This window comes from Bartonella sp. CL71SXKL, assembly GCF_042194935.1.
Taxonomy (GTDB): Bacteria; Pseudomonadota; Alphaproteobacteria; order Rhizobiales; family Rhizobiaceae; genus Bartonella.
Map to the genome: position 1 here is coordinate 107,319 of NZ_JBHINI010000007.1, position 7,959 is coordinate 115,277.

6 protein-coding genes, 2 tRNA genes and 1 pseudogene are annotated in these 7,959 nt (G+C 40.0%); 1 reads left to right on the plus strand and 8 read right to left on the minus strand.

What is annotated here, in order from left to right; translation table 11 throughout:
• Window positions 1–17: 17 nt before the first annotated feature.
• The 8 genes and pseudogenes from nuoG to ACFILA_RS05515 form a co-directional block, all read right to left on the minus strand.
• Window positions 18–2,087 carry an NADH-quinone oxidoreductase subunit NuoG gene (nuoG, locus tag ACFILA_RS05480; protein WP_375631155.1) on the minus strand — a complete coding sequence of 690 codons (2,070 nt, stop codon included), beginning with the start codon at window positions 2,085–2,087 and terminating at the stop codon, window positions 18–20.
• Window positions 2,088–2,155: 68 nt separating this feature from the next.
• Window positions 2,156–3,460: an NADH-quinone oxidoreductase subunit NuoF gene (gene nuoF / locus ACFILA_RS05485; RefSeq protein WP_273791278.1), complete on the minus strand. Its 1,305-nt coding sequence runs from the start codon at window positions 3,458–3,460 to the stop codon at window positions 2,156–2,158.
• A 145-nt stretch (window positions 3,461–3,605) separates the two neighbouring features.
• Window positions 3,606–4,278, minus strand: a pseudogene (nuoE, locus tag ACFILA_RS05490) (NADH-quinone oxidoreductase subunit NuoE).
• Entirely contained in the window at window positions 4,278–5,468 is a 1,191-nt protein-coding gene (locus ACFILA_RS05495; RefSeq protein ID WP_375654461.1) for an NADH-quinone oxidoreductase subunit D, read from the minus strand. The pseudogene nuoE and the gene ACFILA_RS05495 overlap by 1 nt, the downstream one beginning before the upstream one ends.
• A gap of 120 nt (window positions 5,469–5,588) precedes the next feature.
• Window positions 5,589–6,200, minus strand: a complete 612-nt coding sequence (locus tag ACFILA_RS05500; protein WP_273791281.1) for an NADH-quinone oxidoreductase subunit C — start codon at window positions 6,198–6,200, stop codon at window positions 5,589–5,591.
• A gap of 14 nt (window positions 6,201–6,214) precedes the next feature.
• The gene (locus ACFILA_RS05505; protein WP_273791282.1) at window positions 6,215–6,796 is read right to left on the minus strand and encodes an NADH-quinone oxidoreductase subunit B family protein; all 582 of its coding nucleotides are present in this window, start codon (window positions 6,794–6,796) and stop codon (window positions 6,215–6,217) included.
• Window positions 6,787–7,152: an NADH-quinone oxidoreductase subunit A gene (locus tag ACFILA_RS05510; protein ID WP_005773599.1), complete on the minus strand. Its 366-nt coding sequence runs from the start codon at window positions 7,150–7,152 to the stop codon at window positions 6,787–6,789. Before ACFILA_RS05510 ends, ACFILA_RS05505 begins: the two co-directional genes overlap by 10 nt.
• 299 nt (window positions 7,153–7,451) lie before the next feature.
• Window positions 7,452–7,528, minus strand: a tRNA-Asp gene (locus tag ACFILA_RS05515).
• Window positions 7,529–7,702: 174 nt separating this feature from the next.
• Between ACFILA_RS05515 and ACFILA_RS05520 the strand changes: the two genes are divergently transcribed.
• Window positions 7,703–7,778 (plus strand) — tRNA-Val (locus ACFILA_RS05520).
• Window positions 7,779–7,959: the final 181 nt, after the last annotated feature.

The following is a 7,959-nucleotide window of genomic DNA, read 5'->3' on the forward strand; positions in this document are numbered from 1 at the left end:
TTTCCTTTGCCCTTACTTTACAGTACAGTTTGCGTAGAACGATTTTTTGCAAGAGATGAACATTTAGCCATAACAGCAGAAGCACGTGCTATCGGATTTGTTAAATAAAAGTCTTTAACCATAGAAGTAAATGTTTGACTCTCGAGAGAAACCATTTTTGAACCAAGCGCCTTAAGACCACTTATATCAGAAGGCACTATATCATCAACAGCACAAAGGTGTGGATAATCATTAAACAAGCATTGCCTTAATTGAGGAAGAGAATCAAAAGGGAGTTTTTGTCCTAAAATATCCGATAAAGCACGCAAAATAGCCCAATCTTCTTTTGCTTCACCTGGAGCAAAACCAGCCCGATTTGTCATTTGAACACGTCCTTCTGTATTCACATAAAGCCCTGATTTTTCAGTGTAAGCAGATGCAGGCAAAATAACATCAGCAGCATGTGCACCATTATCACCATGGCTCCCAATATAAACTGTAAAAGCTTTTGTATTGGCTAATTCTACTTCATCAGCACCAAGCAAAAATAGAACTTCACAGGTTTTAAGTATATTTGCAACCCCAAGCTTAGAAGTAAAGCCTATGTCTAACCCTCCAACAATCGATGCTGCATTATGAAGAACCCCAAACCCATTCCATGTCTCACTCAGAGCACCAATATTATCAGCTAATTTAGCAAGACTTTTTAAAACAGATAAACCTTCATTTCCTGAAACAGCCCCCTCTCCGATAAGAATAAGGGGCCTCTTCGCTTCTTTTAAGACATTAAAAAAAACATCCTCTCCACGAATAAGTGTCGTTAATGTATCACTCCCAGATCCAAGGTAAGAATAAGGATAACGTAAATCGACTTTCTCTCCAATTAATGCAATAGGAAAATTGCCCATCCGTTGGCGCTTTAAAATACGCGCATTTAAAACAGCTGCTTCATGACGTGGATTAGATCCCACAATAAGCAGTGCATCAGCCTGTTCAATACCTACAATTGTAGGATTAAAAATATAACTCGAGCGTCCAAACTCTGGCGATAAAGCCCCCCCTCTTTGACGACAATCAAAAAGCGTTGAGCCCAAAGAGCTCAATAATGCTTTAAGGGCATACATTTCTTCAACAGAAGCAAGATCTCCAGCAATGGCTCCAATTTTTTCTGGAAAAATTTTAGAGATCACCATTTTAATTTTTGCAAAAGCTTCTGTCCAACTGACAGGTTGAAGCTTTCCATCTTTGCGTATATATGGCTTATCAAGCCGCTGAGTCCGTAATCCATCCCAAATAAAACGCGTTTTATCAGAGATCCATTCCTCATTTACATCTTCATTCGTACGCGGCATAATCCGCATAACTTCACGGCCGCGGCTATCAATACGGATAGCACTACCAAGCGCATCCATCACATCAATCGATTCCGTTTTTACCAATTCCCACGGACGGGCATGAAACGCATAAGGTTTTGAAGTTAAAGCTCCCACTGGACAAAGATCAATAACATTTCCCTGTAACTCAGATGTCATAGCTTTTTCAAGATACGTCGTAATTTCAGCATCTTCACCACGACCGATCAAACCAAGCTCAGAAATACCTGCAACTTCCGTTGTAAAACGAACACACCGTGTACAATGAATACATCGTGTCATAACAGTTTTGACAAGAGGTCCAATATATTTATCTTCTACAGCACGTTTATTTTCTGTATAACGAGAACAATCTCGTCCATAAAGCATTGCTTGATCTTGAAGATCACACTCTCCCCCTTGATCACACACTGGACAATCCAAAGGATGATTAATGAGAAGAAATTCCATAACACCTTCACGTGCTTTTTTTACCATCGCCGTATTGGTAAAAATTTCAGGTGCTTCACCGTTAGGCCCTACTCGTAAATCACGAACCCCCATAGCACAAGAAGCCTGAGGTTTTGGAGGACCACCCTTAACCTCAACTAAACACATACGACAATTTCCAGCAATTGATAAAGATTCATGAAAACAAAAACGTGGCACTTCAACACCCGCCGCCTCAGCAGCCTGAAGCAACGTGTAGTAATCAGGAACTTCAATCTCTTTGCCATCAACTTTGATATTTATCATCACCCATCCAACCTGCGGATAACCCACTTAAAATTTGCATTCGGTTGCTCTTAGAACAAAATCCGTTATTAAACCGCTTCTAAAGCAATATTTTTGCTTTGGACTACATTTCGCGTGTATTCATCAATTCTACGCTCGATTTCCGGACGAAAATTACGTATCAACCCCTGTACAGGCCATGCGGCAGCATCACCAAGCGCACAAATAGTGTGTCCTTCAACCTGTTTAGACACTTCAAACAAAAGATCAATCTCGCGTTTTTGCGCTCTTCCTTCAACCATACGCCCTAAAAGACGCATCATCCACCCCGTCCCCTCACGACACGGTGTACACTGTCCACAACTCTCGTGCTTGAAAAAAGCAGCTATACGCCAAATTGCCTTGATAATATCGGTTGATTTATCCATAACAATCATTCCCCCTGTGCCAAAAGAAGACCCGACATCTCTCATCCCATCAAAATCCATGATCGCATCGATCATATCCTCACCACGAACGACTGGACAAGAAGCCCCCCCTGGAATAACCGCTAAAAGATTATTCCATCCACCACGAACACCACCCGTATGTTTTTCAATTAATTCACGGAATGAAACACCAAGAGCGTCTTCAAATGTACAAGGTGCATTAACATGCCCTGAAACCATAAATAATTTCGTTCCAACATTATTTGCTCGTCCAATTGATGAAAACCACGAAGCACCCCGCCGCAAAATCGTTGGAACAACGGCAATAGACTCTACATTATTTACTGTTGTTGGACAGCCATAAACCCCCATATTGGCAGGAAATGGTGGCTTAAGCCGAGGTTGCCCCTTTTTTCCTTCAAGACTTTCAAGAAGAGCCGTTTCTTCACCACAAATATAAGCACCAGCTCCATGATGAATAACAATATCACAAGCATGCCCATATTTCGTTTTTTTGCCAAGTAACCCCGCATCATAGCACTCATCAACGGCAGCTTGAAGCGCTTCACGTTCACGAATATATTCACCACGAATATAAATAAAAGCAACATTGGCTCCCATAGCAAAAGTAGCGATTACACATCCTTCAATCAAAGTATGGGGGTCATGACGTAAAATATCACGGTCTTTACAAGTTCCAGGTTCAGATTCATCGGCATTGACAACCAAATAATGAGGACGCCCATCATTCTGCTTTGGCATAAAGGACCACTTCATACCAGTAGGAAAACCAGCACCACCACGACCGCGTAAACCCGATGCCTTCACTTCGTCAATGATCCAATCACGACCTTTGTCAATCATCTCTTTCAGACCATTCCAATGCCCACGCAACATCGCAGCCTTTAATGATTTGTCTTTTAAGCCATAAATATTGGTGAAGATACGATCTTTATCAGCTAGCATACCTCACCTTTTTTCTATTACCCATAGCATTTTCCGCTTTTCCTCAAATGCAATTTTTAAATATCTTTTCAAGACTTCTTACTTTTTGTTAAATGTTGCCATCATGGGTAGAATAATAAAATATTTTTTCAAGAAAAATACTTAATTATGTTCCCATTCTTTCCTTATCCTTTTTTGGTGAAGACTTGAGAGATCTTTTTTTCTTTCTCATCATCAATAAGAGAAGTTAAACCACTAATCGGTTCCGACGATTTACGACTATTTTGTGGACCAACCGCTATCTCAGAACTTTCACCTGCTTCAAATGCATCAATAATTTCTTCAAGGCGTTCAGCTGTAAGATCTTCATAAGTATCTTTAAAAATCATAACCATCGGAGCATTAACACAAGCACCAAGACACTCTACCTCTTCCCATGATAAGGTTCCATCCTGATTGGTCGCAAAAGGTTCATGATGAATTTTTTTCTGACAAACTTTAATCAATTCATCAGAACCACGTAACATACAAGGCGTTGTACCACAAACTTGAATATGCGCTTTTGTTCCAACAGGCTTAAGCTGAAACTGAGTATAAAAAGTAGCAACTTCTAAGACACGGATATAAGCCATGGAAAGAATCTGAGCAATATGCTCAATCGCAGCACGTGTCACCCAACCATCTTGCTCTTGAGCGCGCATTAATAATGGAATTACAGCAGACTGCTGACGCCCTACAGGATATTTTTTTATGGTATTTTGTACCCATATCTGATTTTCTTTTGTAAAAGAAAACTCAGCCGGCTGATAAACATCATCTGCAAGACGGCGTACGGACATTAGCGATCAACCTCCCCAAAAACAATATCAATCGAACCCAAAATAGCTGTAGCATCTGCCAACATATGACCTCTGGTTAAAAAATCCATAGCTTGGAGATGAGCAAACCCAGGAGCACGCAACTTGACACGATAAGGCTTATTGGTCCCATCAGAAACAAGATAAACACCAAACTCACCCTTCGGAGCTTCCACAGCAACATATACTTCTCCAGGAGGTGTATGAAAACCTTCCGTATAGAGTTTAAAGTGATGAATCAGTGCTTCCATCGAGCTTTTCATTTCACTCCGCGTCGGTGGTACGATTTTGCGATCCAAGCTCGAAACCGGTCCATTTTTTTCAGTACTCAGTAAACGCTCCACACATTGGCGCATGATTTTCGCTGATTGACGCATTTCTTCCATACGAATAAGATAGCGATCATAACAATCGCTATTTTTACCTACAGGAATATCGAATTCCATTTCATCGTAACATTCATAAGGCTGACTTTTACGCAAATCCCATGGAACACCAGCTCCACGAATCATAACCCCAGAAAAACCGCGTGCCCAAGCTTCATCAATACTTACAACGCCAATATCCACATTACGCTGCTTAAAAATCCGATTTGGGGTCACAAGCGCATCAAGTTTTCCGAGAGAAACAAGAAATGGATCAATAAAATCACCAATATCTTCAACTAAAGATTCTGGTAAATCTTGATGCACGCCACCGGGACGAAAATAATTTGCATGAAGACGAGCACCGCAGGCACGCTCATAAAAAATCATCAACCTTTCACGTTGCTCAAACCCCCAAAGCGGTGGTGTTAAAGCGCCAACATCCATTGCCTGTGTCGTTACATTAAGCAAATGATTAAGAATACGCCCAATTTCAGAAAACAAAACACGTATTAATTGCCCTCTTTTAGGAACTTTAATATCTAATAACTTTTCAATAGCAAGAACAAAGGCATGTTCCTGATTCATAGGAGCAACATAATCCAAACGATCCAGATAAGGACCCGCTTGAAGATAAGTCTTTGTTTCCATTAATTTTTCAGTACCGCGATGCAACAACCCAATATGTGGATCTACACGCTCAACAACTTCACCGTCCAACTCAAGAACCATGCGCAAAACCCCATGCGCGGCAGGATGCTGCGGACCAAAATTGATATTAAAGTTTCGAACATTGACCTCAGCCACAATCAACCCCTTGCTTTTTAAAAAACTTCATATCAAATATCAAAAAATCTATCACGCTAAAAAATATTTAATTATTTAATAAATACAGTACTCTAATATAATACCTTATCAAAACCAATATTATTTTTTTTCATCTGCTTTTCCATCACGTGGCAAAGTATACTGTCCTCCTTCCCAAGGAGACAGAAAATCAAAATTACGCATCTCTTGGCGCAAAACAACAGGCTCATAAATCACTCTCTTTGCTTCATTATCATAACGGCATTCAACAAATCCTGTCACAGGAAAGTCTTTGCGTAAAGGATATCCTTCAAACCCATAATCTGTTAAAATCCGTCTCAAATCCGGATGTCCTGAAAATAAAATCCCATACATATCATACGTTTCTCGTTCATACCACTCTGCACCAGGATAAACCGTACAAGCTGAAGCAACAGGAGTATTTTCATCAGTACGAACCTTTACACGTAAGCGTAAATTCTCACGAGGAGATAACAATTGGTAAGAAACATCAAAGCGCTTATCGCGAGAAGGATAATCCACACCACTAATGTCTGTAAGATTAATAAATTGACAGCGAGAATCATCTCGAACAAACATTAAGACATCGATAATTGCATCAAGACGTGCCACAATGGTCAATTCACCAAAAGCAAGAACAGTCTCTTCAAGCTTATTTTTTAACTTGTTTTCCAAATAAGCAGCAAGTTCAACCAATGTTTCATCCACCATGACAAGAAAACTCTCTATCGCTCTATGGATCCGGTACGACGGATTTTTTTCTGTAACAACAATATGCCGTATAATAATGCCTCTGCTGTAGGTGGACACCCTGGAACATATATATCGACAGGCACGATACGATCACATCCCCGCACTACTGAATAGGAATAATGATAATATCCCCCACCGTTTGCACATGATCCCATAGAAATCACATAACGTGGCTCAGGCATCTGATCATAAACCTTCCTTAAAGCAGGCGCCATCTTATTTGTGAGCGTACCAGCAACCACCATCACATCGGACTGGCGGGGTGAAGCTCGTGGTGCATATCCAAAACGCTCATTATCATAATGAGGCATTGAGCATTGCATCATTTCGATAGCACAACAAGCCAAACCAAAACTCATCCACATTAAAGAACCGGTACGTGCCCAAGTAATCAAAGCATCTGCCGAGGTAACTAAAAAACCCTTATCTGATAATTCAGCATTGATATCACGAAAAAACTTATCATCAGATCCTATCAGCCCACCAGTATTTGGATCAATGATTCCTTTTGGTTTTGGAGCTGTAATCGTTGAATTATTAGATCTTAATTCCATTCAAGAGCTCCTTTTTTCCATTCATATATAAATCCAATAGTCAAAATCGCTAAAAATACAATCATCGACCAAAAGCCAAACATACCTATTGATTCGAATGAAACAGCCCAAGGAAAAAGAAAAGCAACTTCAAGATCAAAAATAATAAATAAAATTGATACCAAATAGAAACGAATATCAAACTTCATGCGTGCATCACTAAATGAATTAAACCCACATTCATAAGCCGATAACTTTTCAGGATCGGGGGAACGATATGCTACAATGTAAGGTGTAATCAACAAAACTCCAGCAATAACCGCTGACACAATAATGAAAATCAAGACTGGTAAGTAAGAGCTCAATAAATAAGCCATAACCCTCTTCCATCGTAACGAAATGCCTGAGTTTAACACAATGATTCAATATTGCGAGACCAAACAGACAAATTTAACAATCGCTCTATTAACTCTATTCATACTGCTTCAAAGGCATACAGAGCGATACTTTTCTTATCGGCATAGGTAACGCAGAGCAAAGAAAGACGCAAGCCCTATTCTTATAAACCATATAAAAAGAAAGAAAAAACATATTTATCCCCCAATCAAATACTCCACCACCTCACTTATAGCATATGGATACTTAAAAAAAGGAAATTTCATAAGGAATCAAGAAATGGCGCGAGTGACGGGGCTCGAACCCGCGACCTCCGGCGTGACAGGCCAGCACTCTAACCAACTGAGCTACACCCGCGCATTTTTTTTCGAACCAATTTAATTTGGTACAAGCGGTCGTGTAAGGGGTTCACGCGTTTATGTCAAGAAGGATTATGCATTTTTAAAAAAAATTATCAAATACCATCTTTATTCTTGCGTTTAGAAAAATTTTTCCTTAAAGAGTCTCCATTCAATTGCTGATCATTGCATTGGGCGATTAGCTCAGCTGGTAGAGCGCCTCGTTTACACCGAGGATGTCGGGAGTTCGAGTCTCTCATCGCCCACCATATGGCTTTACATTCCTATTAAGCTGTTGATTCTTCATATGTTTTTTTAAGTGAGGGACGCGTAAATAAAAGTTGGGGAATAGGATTTTGCAACACGTCTCTCTAATTATTACGAATCAAGAGTTCTTTTCGGGGTGGTTTTTTAGCAAAACCAGAGGTCCAAAGGGTCTCTAATTCTAAA

Excerpts from the sequence above, each read along its gene's own strand:
- nuoG (WP_375631155.1), bottom strand. The coding sequence starts at position 2,087 with ATGATAAATATCAAAGTTGATGGCAAAGAGATTGAAGTTCCTGATTAC.
- nuoF (WP_273791278.1), bottom strand. The coding sequence starts at position 3,460 with ATGCTAGCTGATAAAGATCGTATCTTCACCAATATTTATGGCTTAAAA.
- ACFILA_RS05500 (WP_273791281.1), bottom strand. The coding sequence starts at position 6,200 with ATGGTGGATGAAACATTGGTTGAACTTGCTGCTTATTTGGAAAACAAG.
- ACFILA_RS05505 (WP_273791282.1), bottom strand. The coding sequence starts at position 6,796 with ATGGAATTAAGATCTAATAATTCAACGATTACAGCTCCAAAACCAAAA.
- ACFILA_RS05510 (WP_005773599.1), bottom strand. The coding sequence starts at position 7,152 with ATGGCTTATTTATTGAGCTCTTACTTACCAGTCTTGATTTTCATTATT.